Origin of the sequence: Micromonospora sp. NPDC047730, assembly GCF_043204765.1 — a bacterium.
In the GTDB taxonomy this organism is placed as follows: Bacteria; Actinomycetota; Actinomycetes; order Mycobacteriales; family Micromonosporaceae; genus Micromonospora.
Window position 1 is genome coordinate 242,886 of record NZ_JBIDCU010000007.1, and the last position, 24,762, is coordinate 267,647.

At 73.5% G+C, this 24,762-nt stretch carries 19 protein-coding genes; 8 read left to right on the plus strand and 11 right to left on the minus strand.

The features are described from left to right. Window positions 1-202 precede the first annotated feature (202 nt). From ACGF5G_RS18775 to ACGF5G_RS18805, 7 genes are all read left to right on the plus strand, one after another. Window positions 203-3,886 (plus strand): nitrate reductase subunit alpha, encoded by a 3,684-nt coding sequence (locus ACGF5G_RS18775; protein WP_393264229.1) that lies wholly within the window; start codon window positions 203-205, stop codon window positions 3,884-3,886. Continuing rightward, entirely contained in the window at window positions 3,886-5,577 is a 1,692-nt protein-coding gene (gene narH / locus ACGF5G_RS18780; RefSeq protein WP_393264232.1) for a nitrate reductase subunit beta, read from the plus strand. Before ACGF5G_RS18775 ends, narH begins: the two co-directional genes overlap by 1 nt. After that, window positions 5,574-6,194 carry a nitrate reductase molybdenum cofactor assembly chaperone gene (narJ, locus tag ACGF5G_RS18785; protein ID WP_393264234.1) on the plus strand — a complete coding sequence of 207 codons (621 nt, stop codon included), beginning with the start codon at window positions 5,574-5,576 and terminating at the stop codon, window positions 6,192-6,194. The genes narH and narJ overlap by 4 nt, the downstream gene beginning before the upstream one ends. Window positions 6,195-6,249: 55 nt before the next feature. Beyond that, window positions 6,250-7,011 carry a respiratory nitrate reductase subunit gamma gene (gene narI / locus ACGF5G_RS18790; RefSeq protein WP_393264237.1) on the plus strand — a complete coding sequence of 254 codons (762 nt, stop codon included), beginning with the start codon at window positions 6,250-6,252 and terminating at the stop codon, window positions 7,009-7,011. 216 nt (window positions 7,012-7,227) lie between these two features. After that, window positions 7,228-8,487 (plus strand): nitrate/nitrite transporter, encoded by a 1,260-nt coding sequence (locus ACGF5G_RS18795; RefSeq protein WP_393264239.1) that lies wholly within the window; start codon window positions 7,228-7,230, stop codon window positions 8,485-8,487. Between the two features lie 151 nt (window positions 8,488-8,638). After that, window positions 8,639-8,860, plus strand: coding sequence for a hypothetical protein (locus ACGF5G_RS18800; protein ID WP_393264242.1), 222 nt, complete (start codon window positions 8,639-8,641; stop codon window positions 8,858-8,860). Window positions 8,861-8,982: 122 nt separating this feature from the next. Then, window positions 8,983-9,306, plus strand: coding sequence for a hypothetical protein (locus ACGF5G_RS18805; protein WP_393264243.1), 324 nt, complete (start codon window positions 8,983-8,985; stop codon window positions 9,304-9,306). 112 nt (window positions 9,307-9,418) lie between these two features. Here the strand turns inward: ACGF5G_RS18805 and ACGF5G_RS18810 are convergent, their stop codons facing one another. The 10 genes from ACGF5G_RS18810 to ACGF5G_RS18855 all read right to left on the minus strand — a co-directional run bounded on the left by ACGF5G_RS18810 (window position 9,419) and on the right by ACGF5G_RS18855 (window position 20,380). After that, a complete protein-coding gene (locus tag ACGF5G_RS18810) occupies window positions 9,419-9,838 on the minus strand; it encodes an MmcQ/YjbR family DNA-binding protein (protein ID WP_393264246.1) in 420 nt (139 codons plus the stop codon). Window positions 9,839-9,935: 97 nt separating this feature from the next. Further along, a complete protein-coding gene (locus ACGF5G_RS18815; protein ID WP_393264248.1) occupies window positions 9,936-10,601 on the minus strand; it encodes an SMI1/KNR4 family protein in 666 nt (221 codons plus the stop codon). 83 nt (window positions 10,602-10,684) lie between these two features. Further along, a complete protein-coding gene (locus ACGF5G_RS18820; protein ID WP_393264251.1) occupies window positions 10,685-11,614 on the minus strand; it encodes an ROK family protein in 930 nt (309 codons plus the stop codon). A gap of 37 nt (window positions 11,615-11,651) precedes the next feature. After that, window positions 11,652-13,109, minus strand: a complete 1,458-nt coding sequence (locus tag ACGF5G_RS18825; protein ID WP_393264253.1) for an argininosuccinate lyase — start codon at window positions 13,107-13,109, stop codon at window positions 11,652-11,654. 65 nt (window positions 13,110-13,174) lie between these two features. Beyond that, window positions 13,175-14,128: an amidohydrolase family protein gene (locus ACGF5G_RS18830; RefSeq protein WP_393264255.1), complete on the minus strand. Its 954-nt coding sequence runs from the start codon at window positions 14,126-14,128 to the stop codon at window positions 13,175-13,177. Further along, the gene (locus tag ACGF5G_RS18835) at window positions 14,125-15,081 is read right to left on the minus strand and encodes a creatininase family protein (protein WP_393264257.1); all 957 of its coding nucleotides are present in this window, start codon (window positions 15,079-15,081) and stop codon (window positions 14,125-14,127) included. Before ACGF5G_RS18835 ends, ACGF5G_RS18830 begins: the two co-directional genes overlap by 4 nt. Then, window positions 15,078-16,871: an ABC transporter permease gene (locus ACGF5G_RS18840; protein ID WP_393264260.1), complete on the minus strand. Its 1,794-nt coding sequence runs from the start codon at window positions 16,869-16,871 to the stop codon at window positions 15,078-15,080. Before ACGF5G_RS18840 ends, ACGF5G_RS18835 begins: the two co-directional genes overlap by 4 nt. Next, entirely contained in the window at window positions 16,868-17,941 is a 1,074-nt protein-coding gene (locus tag ACGF5G_RS18845) for an ABC transporter ATP-binding protein (RefSeq protein WP_357699696.1), read from the minus strand. Before ACGF5G_RS18845 ends, ACGF5G_RS18840 begins: the two co-directional genes overlap by 4 nt. A 181-nt stretch (window positions 17,942-18,122) precedes the next feature. After that, a complete protein-coding gene (locus ACGF5G_RS18850) occupies window positions 18,123-19,169 on the minus strand; it encodes an extracellular solute-binding protein (protein ID WP_393264263.1) in 1,047 nt (348 codons plus the stop codon). 47 nt (window positions 19,170-19,216) lie between these two features. Beyond that, window positions 19,217-20,380: an ROK family protein gene (locus tag ACGF5G_RS18855; RefSeq protein ID WP_350706160.1), complete on the minus strand. Its 1,164-nt coding sequence runs from the start codon at window positions 20,378-20,380 to the stop codon at window positions 19,217-19,219. A gap of 424 nt (window positions 20,381-20,804) precedes the next feature. On the opposite strand from ACGF5G_RS18855, the gene ACGF5G_RS18860 reads away from it, so the two are divergent. Then, on the plus strand, window positions 20,805-23,501 hold the full coding sequence (locus tag ACGF5G_RS18860; protein WP_393264266.1) for a sugar-binding protein: 2,697 nt from the start codon (window positions 20,805-20,807) through the stop codon (window positions 23,499-23,501). Between the two features lie 299 nt (window positions 23,502-23,800). Here the strand turns inward: ACGF5G_RS18860 and ACGF5G_RS18865 are convergent, their stop codons facing one another. After that, window positions 23,801-24,562 carry a sulfite exporter TauE/SafE family protein gene (locus ACGF5G_RS18865; protein WP_393264269.1) on the minus strand — a complete coding sequence of 254 codons (762 nt, stop codon included), beginning with the start codon at window positions 24,560-24,562 and terminating at the stop codon, window positions 23,801-23,803. Window positions 24,563-24,762 lie beyond the last annotated feature (200 nt).

The window sequence follows — 24,762 nt, forward strand, 5'->3', positions numbered from 1 at the left end:
CGGGGCCTGACGGACGGAACCGAGACCCGCCGACGGCCTCCATCGGGAAACAGCGACAACACCGGATGATCTCGGGACCTTCGGCACGGTTGCGCGGCGCGGCACATCGCCACGATGGCCGGGACGCCCGTGTGCGGTTGCGTCCCGGCGCAGATGCGGGCAACGTGGGCCGCCACGGCGATCTATCGGAGGAATGAGGCGTATGTCGCGAGCCACCGAGAGTGCAGGACGGGCGCTGCTGACCGTGGGCGGCCTGGTGCGCCGGGCCGAGGTGTCCGCCGACGGCCGTACGCTGCACCAGATCGGCGGCCGGGAGGCGGACGCGTTCTACCGGGACCGCTGGTCCTACGACAAGGTGGTGCGCTCCACGCACGGGGTCAACTGCACCGGCTCATGCTCCTGGAAGGTGTACGTCAAGGACGGCATCATCACCTGGGAGCAGCAACAGACCGACTACCCGAGCGTCGGGCCCGACCGGCCGGAGTACGAGCCACGCGGCTGCCCCCGGGGCGCCGCCTTCTCCTGGTACACCTACTCCCCCACCCGGGTGCGTTACCCGTACGCCCGGGGTGTGTTGGTGGAGATGTACCGGGAGGCCAAGGGTCGCCTCGGTGACCCGGTGGCCGCCTGGGCGGACATCCAGGCCGACCCCGCGCGCCGCCGCCGCTACCAGAAGGCCCGCGGCAAGGGCGGCCTGGTGCGCATCACCTGGGACGAGGCGCAGGAGATGATCGCCGCCGCCCACGTGCACACGATCGCCGAGTACGGCCCGGACCGGATCGCCGGCTTCTCCCCCATCCCGGCTATGTCGATGGTGTCGCACGCCGTCGGCGCGCGGTTCGTGTCGCTGCTCGGCGGGTCGATGCTGTCCTTCTACGACTGGTACGCCGACCTGCCGGTGGCCTCCCCCCAGGTGTTCGGCGACCAGACCGACGTGCCCGAGTCCGGGGACTGGTGGGACGCCTCCTACCTCGTCATGTGGGGCTCGAACGTCCCGGTGACCCGCACCCCGGACGCGCACTGGATGGCCGAGGCACGCTACCGCGGCCAGAAGGTCGTGGTGGTCAGCCCCGACTTCGCCGACAACGTCAAGTTCGCCGACGAGTGGATGCCGGCCCAACCGGGCACCGACGGCGCCCTCGCGATGGCGATGGGGCACGTCGTGCTCAAGGAGTTCTTCGTCGACCGGCGCACGCCCCGGTTCGTCGACTACGTGCGTAGGTTCACCGACCTGCCGTTCCTGGTGACCCTCGAGCCGGGCGCGGACGGGGCGTACCGGCCGGGCAGGTTCCTCACCGCCGAGCACCTGGGCGAGACCGGGAAGGAGGCGGCCTTCAAGACGGTGCTGTGGGACTCGACCACCGACGCCCCCGCCGTGCCGCGCGGCAGCCTCGGCCACCGGTGGGGCGAACAGGACGGCCAGTGGAACCTCGACCTGGGCGACCTGGAGCCGGCGCTGACCTGCCTCGGCGCGGGCGACGCGGTCGAGGTGGAACTGCCCCGCTTCGACACCGACACCCCGCAGGTGCTGCGCCGGGGCGTGCCGACCCGGCGGATCCGGCGGGCGGGCGCGAGCGAAGAGATCATCGTGACCAGCGTGTTCGACCTGCTGCTGGCCCAGTACGGCGTGGCCCGCGACGGGTTGCCCGGGCAGTGGCCGGCGGGCTACGACGACGTCGGGACGCCGTACACGCCGGCGTGGCAGGAGCCGATCACCGGGGTGCCGGCGGCACAGGTCGCCCGGGTGGCGCGGGAGTTCGCCGACAACGCGGAGCGCTCGGGCGGCCGGTCAATGATCCTGCTCGGCGCGGGCACGAACCACTGGTTCCACTCCGACGCCACCTACCGGGCGATCCTGGCGCTGGTGACCCTCACCGGCTGCCAGGGCGTCAACGGCGGCGGCTGGGCGCACTACGTCGGGCAGGAGAAGTGCCGCCCGGCGACCGGCTGGGCGCAGCTCGCGTTCGGCCTGGACTGGGTCCGGCCGCCACGGCAGATGATCGGCACCGCCTTCTGGTACGTGCACACCGACCAGTGGCGCTACGACACGTACTCCGCCGACGTGGTGTCCTCGCCGACCGGCACGGGCGCCTTCGCCGGCAAGCACACCATGGACCTGCTGGCCCAGTCGGCGCGGTCTGGCTGGATGCCGTCGATGCCGACCTTCGACCGCAGCCCGCTCGACCTGGCCGACGAGGCCCTCGCCGCCCGGCCCGACGACCCGGCCGGCTGGGTGGCCGAGCAACTCGGCGACGGACGGGTGCGCTTCGCCTGCACCGACCCGGACGCGCCGGAGAACTGGCCACGGGTGCTGACCGTGTGGCGGGCCAACCTGCTCGGCTCGTCGGCCAAGGGCAACGAGTACTTCCTGCGGCACCTGCTCGGCACCGACGCCAACCTGCGCGCCGACGAGGCCCCGGCGGAACTGCGGCCGAAGGACGTGACCTGGCGGGACGAGGCGCCAGAGGGCAAGCTCGACCTGCTGCTGTCGCTGGATTTCCGGATGACCTCCACGACGCTCTTCTCCGACATCGTGCTGCCGGCCGCCACCTGGTACGAGAAGCACGACCTGAGCAGCACCGACATGCACCCGTTCGTGCACGCGTTCACCCCGGCGATCAGCCCGCCGTGGCAGACCCGCACCGACTTCGCCGCCTTCCACGGCATCGCGAAGGCCTTCTCGAAGCTGGCGGCGACCCGGCTCGGCGTACGCAAGGATCTCGTCGCGGCGCCGTTGCTGCACGACACCCCGGACGCCATGGCGACACCGCACGGCCGGGTCCGCGACTGGGCGGCCGAGGGCGAGACGCCGGTGCCCGGCCGGACCATGCCGAAGCTGCTGGTGGTCGAGCGCGACTACGGGGCGGTCGCCGACAAGCTGGCCGCGCTGGGCCCGCTGATGGACAGCCTCGGCACCACCGGCAAGGGCGTGTCGGTCGACGTCCGGCCGGAGGTGGCGTACCTGCGGCGCAAGAACGGCGAGGTGCGCGGCGGCGCGGCCGACGGACGGCCGTCGCTGGCGACGGACGTGCACGCCTGCGAGGCGATCCTCGCCCTCTCCGGCACCACCAACGGCCGGGTCGCCACCGCCGGCTTCCGCGACGTGGAGAAGCGCACCGGCGTACGCCTGGCCGACCTGGCCGCCGAACACGAGGGCAAGCAGATCACCTTCGCCGACACCCAGTCCCGCCCGGTGCCGGTGATCACCAGCCCGGAGTGGTCGGGCAGCGAGCACGGCGGTCGCCGATACTCGCCGTTCACCATCAACACCGAGCGGCTCAAGCCCTGGCACACCCTCACCGGGCGGCAGCACTTCTTCCTCGACCACGACTGGATGCACGAGGCCGGCGAGGCGCTGCCGATCTTCCGGCCGCCGCTGGACATGCACAAGCTCTTCGGCGAACCCAGACTGGGCCGCAACGGCGAGCTGGAGATCACCGTCCGGTATCTCACGCCGCACTCGAAGTGGTCGATCCACTCCGAGTACCAGGACAACCTGATCATGCTGACGCTCTCGCGGGGCGGGCCGACGATGTGGATGAGCGAGGCCGACGCCGCGAAGATCGGCGTACGGGACAACGAGTGGATCGAGGCGGTCAACCGCAACGGCGTGGTGGTCTGCCGGGCCGTGGTCAGCCACAAGATGCCCGAGGGGACGGTCTACATGTACCACGCCCAGGAGCGGGTGATCGACGTGCCGAAGGCCGAGGTCAACGGCCGGCGCGGCGGCATCCACAACTCGCTGACCCGGCTGCTGGTCAAGCCCACCCACCTGATCGGCGGGTACGCGCAGCTGTCATTCGCGTTCAACTACCTCGGCCCCACCGGCAACCAGCGTGACGAGGTCACCGTGATCCGCCGCCGCTCGCAGGAGGTGCAGTACTGATGCGCGTGATGGCCCAGATGGCGATGGTGATGAACCTCGACAAGTGCATCGGCTGCCACACCTGCTCCGTGACGTGCAAACAGGCGTGGACCAACCGGTCCGGCGTGGAGTACGTCTGGTTCAACAACGTGGAGACCCGGCCCGGCCAGGGCTACCCGCGTACGTACGAGGACCAGCAGCGGTGGCAGGGCGGCTGGGTCCGCACCCGCACCGGCCGTCTCAAGCCGCGTTCCGGCGGCCGGGTGAAGAAGATGTTCAGCATCTTCGCCAACCCGAAGTTGCCGTCCATGCGGGACTACTACGAGCCGTGGACGTACGACTACGAGCACCTGCTCACCGCGCCGGCGGGCGAGGACACACCCGTCGCCCGGCCGAAGTCCCTGCTGACCGGCCAGGACACGAAGATCACCTGGAGCGCCAACTGGGACGACTCGCTCGCCGGCGGCAACGAGATCGCCGCCGGCGACCCGGTGCTGGCCAAGGTCTCCGACCAGGTGAAGCAGGAGTTCGAGAAGACCTTCATGTTCTTCCTGCCCCGCATCTGCGAGCACTGCCTCAACCCGTCCTGCGCGGCATCCTGCCCCTCGGGGGCGATCTACAAGCGGGCCGAGGACGGCATCGTCCTGGTCGACCAGGATCGGTGCCGCGGGTGGCGGATGTGCGTGACCGGCTGCCCGTACAAGAAGGTCTACTTCAACCACCGGACCGGCAAGGCCGAGAAGTGCACGTTCTGCTTCCCGCGCATCGAGATCGGGCAGCCGACCATCTGCTCCGAGACGTGCGTCGGTCGGCTGCGCTACCTCGGGCTGATGCTCTACGACGTCGACCGGGTCGCCGAGGCGGCGGCCGTCCGGGACGAGGGCGACCTGTACGAGGCCCAGCGCTCGGTCTTCCTCGATCCGCACGACCCGGGCGTGGTCGAGGCCGCCCGGGCGGCCGGCATCCCCGACGACTGGATCGAGGCGGCCCAGCGCTCCCCCGTGTGGGATCTGATCATGAAGTACGAGGTGGCGCTGCCGCTGCACCCGGAGTACCGGACCATGCCGATGGTCTGGTACATCCCCCCGCTGTCGCCGGTGGTCGACGTGCTGCGCGACACCGGCCACGACGGCGAGGCCGCCGGTAACCTCTTCGGCGCCATCGACGCGCTGCGCATCCCGGTGGAGTACCTCGCCGAGCTGTTCAGCGCCGGTGACCCGGGCCCGGTGCGCGGCGTGCTCAACCGGCTCGCGGCGATGCGCGCGTACCAGCGCCGGATCAACCTCGGCGAGGCGCCGGACGAGTCGATCGCCGCCGCGGTCGGGATGACCGGTGGCCAGATGGACGAGATGTACCGGCTGCTGGCGATCGCCAAGTACGAGCAGCGCTACGTCATCCCGGCGGCGCACGCCGAGGACGCGCACCGGCTGGAGAAGGTCGCCACCGAATGCAGCCTCGACTACGAGGGCGGCCCGGGCATGGGCGGCGGCGGCCCGTACGGGCAGGGACCGTTCGGCGAGTCCTCCGGCACGACCGTGCCGGTGCAGGTGGAGACCTTCCACATGCTGCGGGACCGGCAAACCGCCGACAGCTTCACCGACCCGGGCGACGAGCCGCGCCGGGTCAACCTCCTCAACTGGGACGGCAAGGGCTCCCCGAAGGGGCTCTTCCCGCCCCGCCCCCGCGACCGGGGAGAGGACGACGCAGGATGAGCGGGCCCACCTGGCGGGCGGTGGCGGCGCGGGCCGCCTCGCTGCTGCTGCGCTACCCCGACGACGAGGTCATGGCGGCGCTGCCGGTGGTGCGCGCCGCCCTCGACGAACTGCCGGCGGCGGTCGCCGGGCCGCTGGGCGAGGTGGTCGGCCACCGCGAACGCACTGAGCCGGGCCGGCTGCGGGCGGCGTACGTGGAGCTGTTCGACTTCCGGCGCCGCTGCTGCCTGCACCTGACGTACTACACCTGCGGCGACACCCGGAAGCGCGGCGAGGCCCTGGTCGGCTTCTTCGGCGCGTACAAGCGGGCGGGTCTGGCGGTGGTCGGCGGCGAGCTGCCCGACTTCCTGCCCGCGGTGCTCGACCTGGCCGCCGTGGACGACGGCGGGTGGCGGCTGCTGCGGGACAACCGGGTCGGTCTGGACCTGCTGGTGGAGGCGCTGGGGCGGGAGCAGTCGGCCTACCGGCACGCGGTGGCCGCCGTCCGGGAGATGCTGCCGCCCGCCGGGCCGGCGGACCTCGCCGCGGCGGCCCGGCTGGCCCGCACCGGCCCGCCGGTGGAGCAGGTGGGCCTGGAGCCGTTCGGTCTGGTCGACACCACGGAGGGCCGCCGGTGAGTGCGAGGAACGCAGCGCAGCCCAGCACCGCGGTCGCGAACGGAAAGGATCGCCGATGAACACGTTGCTGTGGGTCGTGTACCCGTACCTCTCCCTGGCGGTGCTGGTCGGCGGGCTCGTCTGGCGCCACCGGTACGACAAGTTCGGTTGGACGACCCGCTCGTCGCAGCTCTACGAGAACACCATCCTGCGATGGGGCAGCCCGATGTTCCACTTCGGCGTCCTGATGGTCCTGATCGGGCACGTCGGTGGCCTGCTGGTGCCCAAGTCCTGGACCGAGGCGGTGGGGATCACCGAGCACAGCTACCACCTGACGGCCGTGTTCGTCGGCACGGTGGCCGGCTTCTGCACCCTTGTCGGGCTGGGCATCCTCATCGCCCGCCGACGACTCACCGGCCCGGTCTTCGCCGCCACCACCCGCAACGACAAGGCGATGTACGTGGTGCTCGCCGGCGTGATCGTGCTCGGCCTGTGGGCGACCGTCCGCGCCAACGTGTCGGGACCCGGCTACGACTACCGGGAGACCATCTCCCCGTGGTTCCGGTCCCTGTTCTACCTCAGCCCCGACCCGGAGGTCATGGCCGGCGTGCCGGTGGCCTTCCAGATCCACGTCCTGGCGGCGTTCGCCCTCTTCGCGTTCTGGCCCTTCACCCGCCTGGTGCACGCGTTCAGCGCTCCGGTCGGCTACGCCACCCGCCCGTACGTCGTGTACCGCAGTCGGGACGACCGGCCCGGGCTGCGGCCGAGCCGGCCCGGTTGGGAGGGCCCACCGCGGCTGCCCCGCCCGCGTGGCGACCGCAGCCGCTCCGGTCGCTGAACGCCACGCGGGTCCGGAACGACAGCAGTTCCTGCGGCGCGGCGGCTCGTCGATGGCGGGGCCGCTCCCCGGCGCCCGCGGTATCCCCGCCGATGGGCGACTTTCGGCCCTACCCGGGCCCCGTCGACAAGGCAAGGCTCGTAACGGCAGGGCGGGATCCGCGACTCCCCGCGACCGACGCACACCGGCAGCACGACGATCCGACGGAGGGCAGCGATGACCATCGCCCGTGACGGGCAGCCGACGGACACCACCCCGACGGCCGTGGCGGCTTCCCACAGCGCCCCCGGCACGTCGACCCGGGGCAGATCCGGTGCCACGACCCAGCTCGCCCTGGCCACTCTCGGCTTCCTGGTCAACTTCTGGGGGTGGGCGCTGCTGGGTCCCCTCAGCCCAGGCATCAAGGAACGCCTCGACCTCAGCTTCACCGCACAGTCCCTGCTGGTGGCCGTACCGGTGGTGGTCGGGTCGCTGGGCCGCATCCCGGTCGGCGCCCTCACCGACCGGTACGGCGCCCGGGTGGTCTTCCCGCTGGTCACGCTCGCCACGATCGTGCCGGTGCTGACCCTGAGCGTGGTCTCGTCCTACCCGGCGCTGATCGTGACCGGCTTCTTCCTCGGCATCGGCGGGACCGCGTTCGCCGTCGGCGTTCCGCTGGTCTCCGGTTGGTACCCGCCCGCGCGGCGCGGCTTCGCGATCGGCGTGTTCGGCATCGGCATGGGCGGCACCGCCATCGCCAACTTCACCACCGTCCGGCTCGCCGACACCTACGGCGCCCGCGCTCCGTTCCTGCTCGTGGCCGCGATCCTCGCCGCGTACGCGGTCCTGTCGTTCCTGCTGCTGCGGGACGCCCCGGACCGGGCACGGCCGACCGGTTCGGCCTGGCGGCGCCTCACCGCGGTGGGCCGGCTGACCGTCACCTGGCAGTTGTGCTTCCTGTACGCGGTCGGCTTCGGCGGGTTCGTGGCCTTCAGCGTGTACCTGCCCGCCTACCTGCGCACCACCTACGGCCTGAGCGCCGAGGACGGCGCGTTGCGCACGGCGGGGTTCGTGGTCCTCGCCGTCCTCGCCCGGCCGTTGGGCGGCTGGCTCTCCGACCGGCTGCACCCGGTGCCGGTGCTGGTGTGGTGCTTCGGTGGAGTGGCCGCCTTCGCGGTGGTGCAGGCCTTCGAGCCCGCCCTGATGCCCGTCGCAACCGTCGCGCTGCTCGGGATGGCGGTGCTGCTCGGCGCGGCCAGCGGTGCCGTGTTCGCGCTCGTCGGCAGGGTCGCCCCCGCCGACCAGGTCGGCGCGGTCACCGGGCTGGTCGGCGCCGCCGGCGGGCTCGGCGGGTTCGTCCCGCCACTGGTGATGGGCTGGGTGTACGGCGCGCAGGGCTCCTACGCCATCGGCCTCATGCTGCTCTCCGACGTCGCCCTGGCCGCCGCGGTCTTCACCTCGGTGAAGATGGGCGGGCTCGCCAAGCGTGTCGCCTGATCATGCCGTCGATGGCCTGCCTCGTCTGGGAGAGGCCCGGCGGGCAGTGCCCGGCGCCAGCCGAATTCAACAGGCGAGTGCCGACGTTTCGTGGCCGGCCCGCCGCCGGCCCCGACCACGGGGCCGGCGGTGGACGGGCACGGTGTAGTGTTTGACCAGCGTCCGGGACCGCGACGACCGCACCGAGGTGCGGGTGGTCGCGCAGACACCGACCGCCACGACCGCGCTCGTCGGCGCCTGTGGCGTCGGAGGGGCGCGGCGCGCGGACCTCCTCGGCCGGCTCGGCAACCCGCTGACCACCGACGGTGACGGCGTGGTCCGGCTGCCGATGCCCGCCGGGCGGATTGCCATCGTGCAGCTCGGCCTGAACTGACCGCGCGAGCCTCCCCGGGCGTCCGCCCGACACCTGCCACGCTGTGCCGGGGGTAGAGGTTTCACCGGCACGAAAAATGGAAAAAGGTGGAAGTCGCACCTGCGCCCGAGGGGGGATCACTCGTGTCCGACACCAGCATCGACCGGTCCGACCGCCAGGCCGACCGTCCTGACGAGGTGACCGATCCACTGCTGTGGAAGCTCGCCCTAGACGTGGCCGACGCCCACGAACCGGACGGGGATGGCGGCTGCCGCAACCTGCTCTGCGCGGGCCAGGCGTGGCCCTGCCCGGCCTGGAACAATGCCCAGCACGCGCTGCGCGTGGCCCGGGCCGACTCCGCCACGCAGCCGTCGTCGCCCGGCGTCCCGAGGCAGCCGGACCGCACCGACCGGCCGGCCGCAACCGGGTCGGCGCGGCGCCCCCGGCCGGCCGCGTCGGCCGCGTAGGGCGCCAACCTCGGGCCGAGCCGGACGTACGCGCCGGTCGGTGCCGAACGTCTTCGCCGCCGCACCCGCCCGCCGGGTGCGGCGGTCGTCGTGACCGGCGTGCTGCCGGGACTCAGGCCGGCCCGGCCGGCCCGGCGACCCGGGCGGCCAGCTTCTTCGGGGCGAGCAGGCAGTAGCTCTCGGTGAGCAACTCGCCGACCTCGGCCCAGTCGACGCCGTCGTCGAGCACCATGCCCAGCACGTCGGCGCCCCAGTCCGGCTTGAAGAACGGGTGACCGCCGGCCACCAGCGCGTGGACCTCGTCGAGGGGCGAGCGGAACGTCAGCACGCAGGTTGGCTCGTCGGTCGCGGCGGCCCGGGCGTACGCCATCTGGTGGTCGGGGTCGACGGTGAGCACGTGGGCGAAGGTGCGCTTGCGGATCCGCCAGCGCACCCCCACCCAGGCCGGCTCCTCGTAGCTCTCCGGCAGCTCGCGACAGATCGGCCGCAGCCGGTCGAGGAACTCCGGCGGCACGTCTCCGGGGGCGGTCATGCCCCGCACCGTAGCCGGGCCCACCGACACTTCTGCCGCCCTCGCCGGCCGTCGGTTCGGCTGCGCTGCCAGCAGCGGACGGCGGTCGCGCGGCCGGTCAGGCGACGGCGGCGTCGGCCTCGTCGAGCCAGCGCCGGTACCAGCGGGCGAAGCCCAGCGGCGTGCCGTCGGCGTCGCGCAGCGGCCGGAATCCGCTCCCCTCGGCGGTGTCGTCGGCCCACATCTGGCCGCGCGCCGGGCCGCCGACCACCAGCGCCTCGCGCAGCGCGCAGCCGAGGTGGCACAGGTAGAGCAGCCCGATCGAGTGCTCGGGGGCGTAGACCAGCCTGTCGTGCCGTTCCCAGTAGGCGTCCTCGGCCTCGTTGAACGCCTCGACGGTGTCGTAGCCCTCCTCGTCGGGAGGCTCGGGCAGCCCGTCGGCCGGGTTGAAGGGCTCGGTGTGCGGGAACGGCTGGTGCAGCGTGTCCCGATCGGTGAGGTCGGCTCCGTCGCCCTCCCACGCCCAGCGGCCGTCCACCCTGCGCAGCGGGAACAGCCCGTAGGTCGGCCCGGCGCCGCCCCGGCCGGCGGCGAGCAGGAACGAGCGGTACTCCTCGGGCAGCTCGACCCGCAGTTGCCCCTCCAGCTCGGCCATCTCCTCGGCGCGCAGCGGCGGCTCCAGCGTCCACCGGTGCGCGTGGGCGCCGAAGACCTTGTCACCGTCGGGGTGGGCGGCCAGCCGGGCGAGCCGCCCGCGTACGTCTGACCAGTCGGTGTGCGTCACGGCCGGAACCCTATCGGCGGGCACCGACAACGACGGGCGGCCGGCCCCCGGTGCGGGAGCCGGCCGCCGGTCAGCGCCGGGTGTCACCGGGGTGTCGGGACCGCCTCGCGGGCGAGGATGACCGCGCCGAGCAGCGCGGCGTCGTCGGCGAACCGGGACAGGACCACCTCCGGCGGGTACGGCAGGACCGCGGCGAGCCGCTCCCCCAGCAGACCCCGGATCAGTCCGTTGCCGGCCACCCCGCCGACCAGCACCACCCGCTGCGGGTCGAGCAGCAGGCAGCAGGTGACCAGGTGTCGGGCCAGCTCGTCCACCCGGGCGGTCAGCGCGTCCCGGGCCGGGCCGGGGCGCTCGGCTGCGGCGGCCAGGGCAGGCGCGCCGCCCGGCAGCCCGAGCGAGTCCGCGAGCCCGTCCAGCGCCCGGCCGGAGAAGTCCAGCTCCAGCATGGTGCCCGGCCACGGGCCGCCGGCCACGGCGTAGCCGATCTCGCCGGCCGCCCCGTGGTGACCGGCCAGCACCGCCCCGCGGACCGTGGCCGCCGCCGCGACGCCCGTGCCGAGGCCGACCACCAGGCCGGGGTCGGCGTCGCGCAGCGCGCCGATCCGCAGCTCGGCCAGGGCGGCGGCGTTCAGGTCGTTGTCGACCGCCACCGCCGGCACCGCCAACCGGTCCCGGACCGCGTCGGCGAGCCGCAGCCGGTCCCAGCCGGGCACGTTCGGGGCCAGGTCGATCCCGTCCGGCCGCACCACGCCGGGCGAGGCGATGCCGGCCGCGACGACCGGCGAGCCGACCTCCCCCACCAGCTTCGCGGCCAGCTCCAACGCCCGGTCCAGGGCCTGCGGGGCGCCCCGTTCGGCGTACGTCGGGACCCGCTCGCGGGCCAGCAGCCGTCCCTGCCCGTCGGCCACCCCGACCGCCATCTTGGTGCCGCCGAAGTCGATGCCGAGCAGCACACCCGCGTCGCCGGTGGCCTCGGCGGCCTCGGCGGCCCGACCGGCCAACCGCACGCTCACCGTCCCGTCCCCGTGTCCACGGCCTTCGCGCCGGCGCTCATCGGCCCGCCCGCTCGGCGGCGACCGCGTCCAACGCCTTGTCGGCGGCGGCCAGACGGTCCCGGACGGCGGCCAGCCGGCCGGCGACGGTGTCGAAGGTGCCGCGCAGCACCGCCACCTGGGCCCGGACGGCGTCCGCGCCGGGGCCGTCGACCTGGGCGCGGTCGAGCACCAGCTCGGGGCGTACGGCGGCGGCGATCAGGTCGGCGACGGCGGCGTCGGCCAGCCCGTCGGCGATCCCCTCGGCTGCCGCGCGGACGGTCTGCGCGGTCCAGGTGTCCGGGGCGCCGCCGCGCACCAGCCGGCCGACCACGGAATGGGCGGCCCGGAACGGCACCCCGTGCCGGGTCAGCGCGTCCGCCGCGGCGGTGGTGGTGGCGCCGGAGGCGACGATCTCCTCCCGCGACGGCGGCTCGAGCGGCTCGATCTCGGCGAGGAAGCCGCCGAGCAGGGCGAAGAACCGGTCGGTGCGGTCGTTGCTCTCCCAGAGCCGGACCTGCACGTCGGTGGTGGCGTTGTTGGAGTCCTCCCACCAGGCCGCGCCGACGTTGTTGAGCACGGAGGCGGCGTCGGCGGCGGTGGCGCCGGCCATCGAGACGAGGTGTTCCAGCACCACCGGGTTGCGCTTCTGCGGCATGATGCTGCTGCCCTGGGTGAAGTCGCCGGGGGTGGTCACCCAGCGCCAGCTCAGCCAGTCCATCAGGGTGCGGGCCAGCCGGGCGCCGGTCGCGAGGGCCTGGGCGTTGAGGGTGCCGACCCGGACGAGGTGGTCGGCGCCGGCCACCGCCTCGTAGGAGTTGGTGACCAGGCCACCGAAGCCGAGCAGCTCGGCCACGCGGGCCGGGGAGATGTCCAGGTCGGTGCCGGCGAACGCGCAGGAGCCCAGCGGCGAGGTGTTGAGGGTCTCGATCAGGTCGGCGTACGCGACGGCCTCGCCGGCGAGGGCCTCGGCGTAGCCGGCGAGGGCGTGCCCGATGGTGGTGGGCTGGGCCGGCCGGCGGTGGGTGTAGCCGGTGATGACCACGTCGGCGTACCGGTGCGCCGAGTCCAGGGCGGTCGCGCCGGCGGCCAGGACCCGGTCGAGGACCCCGAGCAGCTGGTCGCGCAGCAGCATCCGGAACACCCCGGCGTCGAGGTCGTTGCGGCTGCGGGCCATCTGCACGTCCAGCTCGGACGTGGGGATGCCGCACGCCTGCGCGAGCCGCTTCTCCATCAGGTAGTAGGTGTCCTCGAACGTGCCGTCGAACTCCGGCGCGCCGGCGGTGTCGGCGCGCAGTTCGGCCAGCCCGCGCAGCAGCCGGGCGCCCCGCTCGGCGGGGATGAGCCCCTGCTCGGTCAGCATCACCACGTGCGCCTGGCTGGCCCGCACCATGGCCGGGAACAGGTGCCCGACGTGGTGGTCGTAGGTCGGCCGGAGATGGTGCCGCTGGTAGGTGGTCAGCGCGGGTGTGTTCATGACGGTTCTCTACTTCCTTCCGTGCCGGGCGCGCCGGTCACCCGCCGCGCCCGGTCGTCAGCCGGTCAGTGGTCGAGGCCGAGCAGACGCTCGGCGTTCCCGGCGAAGATCGCGCGCAGGTGGTCGTCGGGCAGGCCCAGCTCGCGGCAGATCCGCAGCTGGTCGTCGAGGTAGCGGGTGACGTAGCCGCGCGGGAACCACGACGAGTCGCTGCCGAACACGATCCGGTGCGGGCCGATGGTCTCGTAGCAGCGCCGGAACAGCTCGTCCAGCGTCAGCTTGTACGGCATCCAGCGCACCCACTGGTTCGAGCCGGAGGTGTCGACGTGGATGTTGGGGCAGCCCCAGGCGGCGAAGAGCAGGTCCTGCACGTGCTGGACGCCGAAGTGCGGCACCACCACGGCGAGTTCGGGGAAGCGGCGGGCCATCCGGGCCAGCTCGTCGGGGCCGCCGTACCGGCCGTGGGAGAGGCCGCCGGCGCTGCCGTAGTGACCGATGTGGATCAGCACCGGCACGCCGAGGCGCTGGGCGGTGCCCCAGAGCGGGTCGAGGGCCTCGTCGTCGAGCGGGCCGCGCAGCAGCGGGGCGAAGAGCTTCAGCCCGCGCAGGCCGCGTTCGACCACCGCACGTTCCAGCTCGGCGGCGGCGTCCGGGCCGTACGGGTCGTGGTGGGCGAAGCCGAGCAGCAGGTCGGGGTGGCGGTCCACCACGTCGGCGACGGTGTCGTTGCCGCCGCCGGTGACGAAGACGGCCCGGCGGATGTCGACCGCGCGCAGCTCCTGCGCCCACCGGTCCGCCTCGTCCTGCCACCGCGGCGCGGGGGGCTCGGGGTCGGGGAAGCCCCACGCCTGCCGCCACTGCGCCGCGTACGGGGCGGAGCCGGCGGCGCGGACGGCGCGCTCGTGCTCGCCGCCGGGGTGCATGCCGGCGGCGTGCTCGCACGCCCGGATCGTCTCGTCGGCGCCGATGCGGAAATGCAGGTGAAAGTCGACGACGTCGAGTCCGCGGTCGACGGTCACGGTGCCTCCTCTGGCTCGGGCGCGCCGGCGGGCGGGGTGCCGGCGGGCGGAACGTCCGTGGGCGGCGGGGCGGCGCCGACCAGGGTGTCGGCGGGCAGCGGGGCGTCGGTGGGCGGGGCGGGAGGCGGGGCGGCCACCCAGGCGGCGACGACCTCCCGCAGCCGCGTCGCGGCCAGCTCCCGGACCCGCCGGCCGGTCTCCTCGCCCGCCAGCGAGACGTGCCCGGACCAGCCCTGCCACGGGTCGGGGCGGGACTCCACCAGCACGTACGGGTGGGTCACCGGCAGCTTCGGCCTCGGCGGCAGGTCGGCGACCGCGTCGAGGCGCACCGCGCCGGGGTCGAAGCCGAGCACCCCGTCGGTCTCGTACGCCCCGCCGTGGCCGCGCGCCGGCAGCGGCCCGTACAGCTCGGCGGTCTCGGCCGGGGTCACGAGCTGGAACCAGTTGACCAGCAGCAGGCTGGCCGTACGCCGCCCGGAGACCCACTCCATGGCGGCCCGGACGGTGGACATGTTGGCGTCGTGCCCGTTGACGATCAGCAGCCGGGGGAACCCGGCCGCCACGATGCCCTCGATCACGTCGGCCAGGTAGCCGACCGCGATCTCCGGCCGGATCGCCACGGTGCCAGGCCACGGCCGGGTCTGGCCGGGGCACGCGGCGTACGGCACGGCGGGGAAGAGCACCCCGCGCGGACCCGCCGTCGTGCCGGGTGCGCCGGCCGGGGTTGCGGCGGCACCCGGGGTCCCGTCGCCGGCGCCGGGGACCGCGCTCTCGGCGGCGAAGCCCTGGGCGAGGATCAGGTCGGTGCCGAGCGGCAGGTGCGGGCCGTGCCACTCGACCGCGCCGACCGGCAGCACCGCGAAGTCCGCCGCCTCGGCCACCGCCGCCAGTTCCCCGCCGGGGATCCGGGCGGCGGGGACCAGCCCGCCGCCCGCCGGCCAGGCCTCGCTCACGCCGTCCACCGCGCCGCCTCGCGGCTGGAGCGCCGGCCGCCCTCCAGCCGGCCGGAGACCACCATCACCACGAAGATCAGGACCACCTGGAGCATGCCGTACGCGGCGGCGGTGCCGACCTCGAACGAGTACATCCGGTTGTTGATCTCCACGGAGATCGGCGCGGTGTCGGAGGTGTAGATGAGCACCGAGGCGACGAACTCGCCGACGCCGTGCACGAAGGCGAGCAGCGCGCCGGCCACCACGCCGGGCAGCATCAGCCGCAGGGTGACCGTGCCGAACGCCCGCCACCAGGACGCGCCCAGGTTGCGCGCGGCCTCCTCCAGCGACGGGTCGATCTGCGCCAGGGTGGCCGAGCTGGACCGGAACACCAGCGGCAGGAACCGCACGAAGTACGCCAGCGGCATGATCCAGAAGGTGCCGATCAGCACCTGCCCGAAGCTGAACGCGTTGCCGGTGCTGAACGCCGAGATCAGGTTGATCGCCACCACCGTGCCGGGCAGCGCCCAGGCCAGCATGACCGCCACGTCCAGCAGGCCCCGGCCGCGGAAGTCCAGCCGCCGCACCGCGTACGCGATGAGCACGCCGACCACGACGCAGCCGACGGTCGCGATCAGGCTCATCTGCAGCGAGTTGAGGATCGGCTGGAACGCCTCGGGGTCGGAGAAGATGGTGACGAAGTTCTGCGTGGTGTAGGCGGCCGGGATCACCTCGGTGGTCCAGGAGCCGTCGGCGGAGAACGCCACCAGGGCGATGGTCGCCACGGGGGCGAGCAGCACGGCGGTGGCCAGGATCGACGCGACCAGGGCCAGCCACTTGCCGAACGGGTTGGTGATCTCCCGCCGGTGCGCGGCGACCCCCTTCGACTGGGACCGGTAGCTGCGCCGCCCCTCGTACCAGCGCATGCCGAGCAGGAACAGCACCGACACCACGCCGAGCACCGAGGCGTACGTGGAGGCCATCGGCAGGTCGCCGTTGGTGCGGTTGATGTAGATCTGCATGGTCATGGTCTGGTCCACCCCGAACAGCAGCGGGGCGGTGTACGAGGCCAGCGAGGTCATGAAGACCAGCAGCGAGGCGGAGACCAGCGCCGGGGTGAGCATCGGCAGCAGCACCGTGCGCCACACCCGGACCCGACCGGCCCCCAGGTTGTACGCGGCCTCCTCCACCGAGGGGTCCATTCCGCCGAGCGCGGCGGAGGCGGACAGGTAGAAGTACGGGTACATGGTGAAGGTGTGCACCACCAGCACCCCGGCGATGCCGCTGAACGGCAGTACGGGGTTCTCGGTGCCGAAGAGCTGCTGGAGCCCGCGCGGGAGGATGCCCGTCTCGCTGTAGAGCAGCTGGAACGAGATCGCCCCGATCAGCGGCGGCAGGGCCGCCGGCACCAGGATGATCGCCTCGATCAGCCGGCGGCCGGGGAACGAGAACCGCTTGAGCAGGAAGGCCATCGCCACGCCGACGATGCCGCAGAGCAGCACACTGGCCGCGGAGATGATCAGCGAGGTGACCAGGGACGAGCGGGCCACCCCGTCGCCGGAGAGGAAGGCGCCGTAGTTCTCCACCCCGTCCACGCCGACGCTCTCGGCGAAGGTGGCGAACATCGGCTGCACCACGTACCCGAAGAGGATCAGCGCGAGCGGGAAGACCAGGACGTACGGGAACCAGCGGGAGCCGGTGCCGCCGGCGAACCGGTCGGCGAGCCGGCGGCGCGGCGCGCGCGGCGGCGTCGGCTCCTGGGTGACCGGGGCGACGGTGGCCGGGCTGGGGGTGGCGGGAATGGTGCTCACGGGCGCACCACCCACATCCGCTCGCGGTTGAGCCGCAGCCCGACCTGGTCGCCGGCGGCGATCCCGTCCGGCACGTCGATCGCGGCGACCTGCACCGACTCGCCGGCCACGTCGACCACGAGGTTGGTGGCCATCCCGGTGAACTCCACCTCGGTGACCCGGCCGGGCAGCGCGTCCGCGTCGGTGGCCGAGGTGAGGCCGATGTGCTCGGGGCGGACCGACACCAGCGCGGTGTCGCCCTGGCGCAGGCCGTGCCCGGTCGGGGCGGGGACGGCGATCTCGCCGCCGGCGGGCAGCTTCACCGTGACGGCCTGCTCGGCGGCGCCGGCCACCGGCAGGGAGAGCACGTTGCTGCGGCCGATGAAGCGGGCCACGAAGCTGGTCGCCGGGCGGTGGTAGATCTCCTGCGGGGCGCCGATCTGCTGCACCCGGCCGGACTGCATCACCGCGATCCGGTCCGACATGGCCATCGCCTCGGCCTGGTCGTGGGTGACGTAGATGGAGGTGGTGCCGGCCTCGCGCTGGATGCGGCGGATCTCCACCCGGGTCTCCTCGCGCAGCTTGGCGTCGAGGTTGGACAGCGGCTCGTCGAGCAGCAGGGTGCGCGGCCGGATCACCAGGGCCCGGGCCAGGGCGACGCGCTGCTGCTGGCCGCCGGAGAGCTCGTCGATGCGGCGGTCGCCGTAGCCGGCGAGGTGCACCTGCCCGAGCGCCTCCTCGACCCGACGCCGCGACTCGGCCCGGCCGACCTTGCGGATCTTGAGTCCGTACGCGACGTTCTGCGCCACGCTCATGTGCGGGAAGAGCGCGTAGTTCTGGAACACCATGCCGGTGTCGCGCTTGTTCGGCGGTCGGCGGGTGACGTCCTCCGCGCCGAACCGGATCCGGCCGGAGGTGGGGAAGTAGAACCCGGCCACCATGCGCAGGGTCGTGGTCTTGCCGCAGCCGCTCGGGCCGAGCAGCGTGAAGAACTCCCCGGCGGCGATGGTGATGTCGACGTCGTCCACGGCCGCGGTGTCGCCGCCGCGCGCGAAGCGCTTGCTCACCGACTCCAGCGTGACATCGATCATGAGGTCCTCTCCTTCGTGCGGTACCGGACCTGTCGGTCGTGGGATGGGGGGCGGGAGACGGGAAGGGCACCTTCCTGACGCCTCCGGCGGAGAGGGGCTCCCCTCTCACACCTGCCGGCGCCCCGGGGGCGGGCGGCGGGGCGCCGGGGACGGGACGGGCCCGCCCCCGGCGCCCGGGCGATCAGCCCTTGTTCTTGATCTGGCTGTTCCAGTGGTTGATCCACTCGGTCTCGTTCTTGCCGATCACGTTCCAGTCGACGTCCAGCGGCTTGAGCTGGAGCTGGGCCAGCCACTCCGGCTTCTCGGCGATGTCCACGGCCGGGATCTGGTAGTAGTCCTTGGCCAGGTCGGCGCGGAGCTTGTCGTCGAAGAGGAACTCGATGAACTTCTGCGCGCCCTCGCTGTTGCCGCCCTTGACCGCGGCCAGGCCGTCGACCAGCACCGGGGCGCCGGAAGCCGGCATGACGTAGCCGAACGGCATGTTCGACTGGTGGGCCTGCAGCAGGATGTCCTGCAGGTTCCAGGCGCTGAGCGTGCCCTGCTGGCGGGACAGCTTCAGGTAGAGGTCGGTCGGGTTGGCCGCGTACGCGCCGGTGTTGGCGTCGAGCTTCTTGAGCCAGTCGTAGCCGGGCTGCGGGTTGCTGCCGTCCGCGGACTGGCGCACGATCATCGCGGCGTAGATCGACCGCATGGTGCCGGACGCGGCCACGTCCCGGATGATGATCTTGTCCTTCCACTCCGGCTTGAGCAGGTCGTCCCAGTCCTTCGGGGCCTGCTCCGGGGTGAGGGCCTTGTTGTTGTACATGATGACCTCGGGCAGCAGGATCTCCCCGAACCAGCGGCCCTCGGCGTCCTTGTACTTGGCGTCCATCTTGCTGGCGAAGGCCGGCTGCCAGGAGGTCAGCAGGTCCTCGGACGCGCCGGCCGCGAGGCCCTGCTGGGTGCCGCCCCACCAGACGTCGGCCTGCGGGTTGGCCTTCTCGGCCCGCACCCGCTCCAGGATCTCCTGGGCGCCGAGGTTGAGGATCTCGACCTTGCCCTTGTACTCGGGGTACTTGGCGGTGAACTGGTCCACGACGTAGTCGGAGACCTTCTTGTCGCGGGCGGTGTAGATGGTCAGCTTCTCGGCGCTGCCGCCGCTGGCCGTGTCGTCACCGCCGCCGCCACAGGCGGTGCCGGCGGCGAGCACGGTGGCGAGCGCGCCGGCGAGGAGAAGGCGACGTTTCATGGGGTACCTCCGAGGGTGAGGGGAACTACGTTGTTCGGGGTGTGAGGTCAGGGGGTCGGCAGCAGGGTGGGCAGGCCCGCGGCGGCCGCGGAGAGGGCGTAGCTGACGGCGCCGTGCAGCACCGCCCGGTCGCCGAGCACCGCCCGGCGGACGTCGGTGGCGCTCGGCGCGGCGGCGCTGACGAGCGCCTGGAGCCGGTCGACGGCGGCGTCGTCGAGCTGGGCGGCGGCGCCGCTGAGCAGCACCCGCCCGGGGTCGACGACGCAGACGCAGGAGACGATCAGCCGGGACCAGGCCGCGAGCAGCTCGTCGAGGTACGCGGCGGCCCGCCCGTCGGTGGCGGCCAGCTCCACCAGGGCGGCCACGGGGGAGTCCGGGCGCCGCCCGGGCGCCAGCGCCACCACCCGCTCGGCGATGGCGTTCTCCGACCAGCGGGCCTCGAACGGGCCGATACCGTCGTGGCCCCGGTCGGCCGGGTCCAGCGGCAGGAAGCCGACCTCGCCGGCGGCCCCGCCGGCGCCCCGGCGGACCTGCCCGTCGAGCACGAGGCCGGCGCCGATGCCGTCGGCGACGTGCAGCAGCAGCAGGTCGGCGACGTCGCTGCCGGCGCCGACCGCGTGCTCACCGGCGGCCATCAGGTTCACGTCGTTGTCCACCAGCACGGGCACCCCGAGCCGGCGTTGCACCGACTCCCCCACCGGCCGCGCCTCGACGAGGCCGACCGAGGGGGCCAGGCGGACGGCGCCGCCGGTGGAGATGCCGGGCGCGGCGACGGCCACCCCGCGCAGCGCCGGCAGGCCGTCGCCGACCAGCTCGGGCACCGAGCGGCAGATGGTGTCGACGATGTCGCCGGCGAGTCGCACGGCACGGTGGGCGATCACGGTCCCGTCGCTGTCGGCGATCTCGCAGCTGAGCCGGGACGGCTCCAGCGAGACCGCGGCGACCAGCTCGGCCCGGGGGTTGAACTCCAGCATCGCCCGGGGACGGCCGGCGCGCGACGCGCCGGGACCACGCTCGATGAGGTAACCCTCGGCGATCAGCTCCCGCACGAGCGGGGTGAGCGTGGCGGGGCTCAGGCCGGTGAGCTCGGTCAGCTCGGCGCGGGAGAGCACCCGCACCTGGCGGGCGGTGGAGATCACGGAAAGCCGCTTGATCTCCTTCGACCGCTCCCGGCTCACCGGGCTCGTCGGTGGCGTCACCACGTCAGTCACACTTCCTTCCTACGGCGAACGAACTATTGAGTCAAGTAACGAAACCGTCTCGTTACCTTGCGGCCACCTCACGAGCAGCAGAAACGCCCTTCGCGGGGTCCGTCGGGGCCGAGCACGCGCGCCGCCGACCGAGGCATGGAAGACCGCCTGACCCCTTGTTTGTTTCTTTCGCAAAGAAAGAAAGACCTTCCAAAGCATTGACGGGCCGCCGCGCCGGTCCCTAGCGTCACCGGGCGAAGGCCTTCCAGTGTGTACGGATCTCCGTGCCGCTGCGTACCCCGGTGCCGGGGCGCCCCCTCGCGCCCCGCACCCCTCACCCCCACCGCCGCCGTCTCGCCGTCCGACCACGACCCCGCGTCCGCGCCACCGCGCGCCCGACGTCGGTGGCCGCTGCGCGGACCTCGCGTGTCGCGAAAGGACCTGCATGCGACTCAAGTCGTTCCTGCTACCCACGGCGCTCGCCCTGGCCCTGTCCGGGGCGCCCGCCGCCGCCCTAGCCGCCCCCACCGACGCCCGGCCGACCGACACCGTCGACCTGGACGTCCTCTTCGTCAGCGCCCACCCCGACGACGAGGCCGGCAGCCTCGCCACCCTCGGCCAGTGGAAGGAGAAGCACGGCGCCAAGGCGGGCGTCGTGACCATCACCCGCGGCGAGGGCGGCGGCAACGCCGTCGGCCTCGAGGAGGGCCCGCCGCTGGGCATCATCCGCGAGCGCGAGGAGCGCACCGCGATCGGCCGGGCCGGCGTGGAGAACCTGTACAACCTCGACCGCGTCGACTTCTGGTACACCGCCTCCGCGCCGCTGTCCGAGCAGATCTGGGGGCACGACGACACCCTGGCCCAGATCGTCCGGGTGATCCGGCAGACCCGGCCCGAGATCGTCATGACGATGAACCCGTCGCCGGCGCCCGGCAACCACGGCAACCACCAGCAGGCCGCCCGGTTCGCCGCCGAGGCGTTCCACGCCGCCGCCGACCCGGCCGCCTTCCCCGAGCAGCTCACCCAGGAGGGCCTGAAGCCGTTCCGGGCGGCGAAGTTCCTGCGTACCGGCGGGACCGGCAGCTCGGCGACCGGGGCGCAGTGCGCGTCCAGCTTCGTGCCGACCGTCCCGACCGACCAGGTGTTCGGCGTCTGGGAGGGCACCCCGAGCGCCGACGGCAGGACCTGGGCCGAGATCGAGGTCGACGCCCGCCGGGACTACGTCACCCAGGGCTGGGCCGGCACCGCCGCCGCCCCCACCGACCCCGCGAAGATCCGCTGCGACTTCTACACCCTGGTCGACAGCCGCGTCCCGTACGACCCGGCGGACACCTCGCCGGAGGCCATCCTGCGCGGCTCGGTGCTGCCGGCGACGGCCGGCGGGCTTCCCCAGGGCACCGAGCTCTACCTGACCGCCGACCGGTTCGATCTCGCCCCCGGCGAGACCGTCGAGGTCACCGCGCACGTCCGCGCCCCGCACAACCGGGCGCTCACCGCGCCGCGGGTCTCCCTGCGGCTGCCGCAGGGCTGGACCGCCACCGGCTCCGGCGCGCTGCCCGGCGCCGTCCCCGCCGGCACGGAGCGGACCGTCGCCTTCACCGTGACCGTTCCCGCCGGCGCCGACACCAACGAGCAGCACCTCGTCGGCGCGAGCCTGACCACCGGCCAGGGAGCCGGCCGCACCGACCGCGCGGTCCGGGTGGTCGCCGACGTGCGCGGCACCCTGGAGCCACTGCCCGAGGTCGGGCTGTTCCGCACCTGGGCCGGCGACAGCGGCTACCCGCAGCTGGACACCCTGATCAAGCCGGTCCTCACCGTCGGCTCCGGCAAGAGCCGGACCGTCCGGGTCGACCTGCGCAACCACGGCGAGGCCCCCCAGGGCGGCACCGTCACCCTCGGCCTGCCGGCCGGCTTCACCGCCGACGCGGCGACCAAGAGCTACGCCGAGCTGGCGCCGGGCGCGACCGGGGCGGTCACCTTCACCGTCGCCAACAGCGACGCCACCCTGCCGACCGCCAACGAGGGCGGCGACGGCGGCGACTACGGCATCACCATCACCACCACCAGCGCCGCCGGCAGCACCGTCGAGACCGGCGCACTGGAGATCGTGCCGACCAGCGAGGTGCCGCACGCCGGGCACGACCACGCCGTCGACGGGGTGGCCTCCCCGGGCGAGTACCCCGGCGAGGAGCTGGACCTGTCCCGGATCTGGGAGGGGCAGGCCACCACGCCGCAGGACGCCTCGGCCACGGGTCGCGTCGCCTGGACCGAGGACGCGCTGAAGGTGTTCGTCCAGGTCACCGACGACGTGCTCGGCAAGAAGGTGGTGCCGCAGGACTGCAAGCGGCAGCGGCGTACCGACAGCGTCGAGATCATCGTCGACCCGAAGGGGAACTCGACGGACACCTCGACGGTGTTCAAGGCCGGCATCTTCCCGGTCACCGACGACCCCGCGGGCGGCGACCCGCCGTGCTGGCAGCGCGACGCCGACAACCGGCAGGGCCCGGGCGCCACGACCGCGCCGGGAATGACGGTGGTCAGCAAGGTCACCGCGCCGTACGCCGGCTACACCATCGAGGCGAGCATCCCGTTCGCGGTGCTGCCCGACGCCGTCGACCCGGCCCGGATGGGCTTCAACGTGCTGGTCTACGACTCGGACACCCAGGACCTGACCTCCCAGTCCCGGCTGGGCTGGTCCACCTTCACCGGCGTCCGTGCCGACCCGTACCGCTACGGCCTGGTGACCCTGCCCGGGTACACCCCGGCCCAGCGGCAGCCCAGCGCCCCGGTATTCCCGGACACCGCCGCCCGCAGCGTGCACAGCCCGCAGACCATCGCGCAGTCCGCGGTCGACGGCGTCGCGCCGGCCGCCGTGGCCCGGCTCCCCGAGCAGGCGCTGCGGCTGACCGGCCAGGGCCAGGTGGCCGGCGGGGTGCAGGTGACGGTCCTCGCCGACCGCGCGGGCACCGCGTACCTGCACGCCTGGGACGGCGCCCGTTCGCTCGGTGAGCGGTCCGTGCAGCTGAGCCCCGGCGCCCCGGTGACCGTGCTGGTCCCGGTCACCGGCGGCACGGCCGACGGCCTGCTGGCCGTGTTCGAGGCCGGCGGCGCCGCGCTGGCCCGCCACGTTCCGCTGACCTGACCTGACCGGCGACGGCCCGGCCCCGGTCATCCACGTCGGATGACCGGGGCCGGTTGCACCCGGCGGGTCCCCCGCGACCGACGGACACCGGCCACCGGGCCGTGCCGGTACGCGGTGGGCCGGCTCGCGGATCCACTGCTGCGTTCCCCGCACGCCGCCGGGGACATCGTTGCGGACGTGCGCGAACGCGGCGGGTGTCCCGGGTGCCGACCGGCCGGCCGCGGGTCCGGCCGGGTCATCGACCGGACCGGGACACCTCGCCGGCCACCGAGCCGTCCCCGGCCGTCGACCGACCCGGTCTACCGCACGTTGCGCCAGAGCAGGACCAGGCCGAAGACCGCCCCGAACGTGACGATCACGGCTTTGAGGGGGGCAGCGGGGAGCCTGCGGAGCAGCCGCGCCCCGACGTAGCCGCCGACAACGGTCGCCGGGACCAGGATGGCCGCCCCCGCCCAGTTGACGGTGCCGAAGAAGACGTAGAGCACCACCGCCGTGAACGAGATGACGGCCGACAGCAGGTTCTTCAGGGCGACCGTCCTGGTGAGCGGCTCGTGCTGCAGGAGAGCCAGGCTGGCGACCAGCACGATGCCGAACCCCGCGCCGATGTAGCCGCCGTAGACACCGCCCAGGGCGACCAACGCCTGCAGCATCGCCGGGTGTTCCTGTCGGCCACGCAGCGCGGAGCGCCTGACCAGCTCGTTCAGGCGGCCCTGGAAGCCGAGGACCGCGGAGGCGGCGAGCACCAGGAACGGCACGATCATGTCGAAGACGCGGCTGGGCGTCAGCAGCAGCAGCGCCGACCCGGCGACCCCGCCGAGCACGGCGGCGGGCAGGATCCGCCTGGTGTCTCGCCGGGGTGGCAGATCCCGGTAGCCGCCCACGACGCTGGCCACGTTCCCCGGGAACACCGCGACCGTGCTGGTCAGCTTGGCGGTCAGCGGCGGTATGCCGGTGCCGAGCAGCGCCGAGAAGGCGATGAGGGAGCCGCCGCCCGCGACCGCGTTGAAGGCGCCCGTGGCGACACCGGCGGCGAGGAGCAGCGTTGCCTCGATGGGATCCATCGAGTCCCAGGCTAGTGGCGTCGCCCGCCGGCCGGGCCAGGGTCCGCCGGCCCGGCCCGGGCCGGCGCCGCGCGACGCGGACGGCCTTACGGTGGCCGGCGGCGTGGCGGCGTCGAGGAGGCCGGGGTGGCAGCAGCGGCGGTTGGCGGTGGGGGAATTCACCTCTTTCGGGTGAGGCGGAAGCCGCGATTCGCGGGAAT